Genomic DNA, 859 nt, shown 5'->3' on the forward strand with positions numbered 1-859 from the left:
CTGGAAAGGCCGGCGATACCGGGTGATAGCCCCGTAGACGAAAACGACCTTAGCGTGAAATCGAGTAGGACGGGACACGTGATATCCTGTTTGAACATGGGGGGACCATCCTCCAAGGCTAAATACTCCTGACTGACCGATAGTGAACCAGTACCGTGAGGGAAAGGCGAAAAGAACCCCTGTGAGGGGAGTGAAATAGAACCTGAAACCGTGTACGTACAAGCAGTAGGAGCCCACTTGTTGGGTGACTGCGTACCTTTTGTATAATGGGTCAGCGACTTACATTCTGTAGCAAGGTTAACCGTATAGGGGAGCCGTAGGGAAACCGAGTCTTAACTGGGCGAATAAGTTGCAGGGTGTAGACCCGAAACCCGGTGATCTAGCCATGGGCAGGTTGAAGGTGCCGTAACAGGTACTGGAGGACCGAACTCACTAATGTTGCAAAATTAGGAGATGACCTGTGGTTAGGGGTGAAAGGCCAATCAAACCGGGAGATAGCTGGTTCTCCTCGAAAGCTATTTAGGTAGCGCCTCGTATCTCACCATTGGGGGTAGAGCACTGTTTGGACTAGGGGGTCATCCCGACTTACCAACTCCATGCAAACTCCGAATACCAATGAGTGCAATTACGGGAGACACACGGCGGGTGCTAACGTCCGTCGTGGAGAGGGAAACAACCCAGACCGCCAGCTAAGGTCCCAAAGTACTAGCTAAGTGGGAAACGATGTGGAAAGGCTCAGACAGCCAGGATGTTGGCTTAGAAGCAGCCATCATTTAAAGAAAGCGTAATAGCTCACTGGTCGAGTCGGTCTGCGCGGAAGATGTAACGGGGCTAAGCTAGTCACCGAAGCTGCGGATGC

Annotated in this window: 1 rRNA gene; it reads left to right on the forward strand. The window is 52.0% G+C overall.

Annotated elements, in window-relative coordinates:
- Positions 1-859, forward strand: a 23S ribosomal RNA gene (locus ABEA08_RS09480); the annotation flags it as partial.

It is taken from the genome of Ferrimonas pelagia, assembly GCF_039543565.1.
Classification (GTDB): Bacteria; Pseudomonadota; Gammaproteobacteria; order Enterobacterales; family Shewanellaceae; genus Ferrimonas; species Ferrimonas pelagia.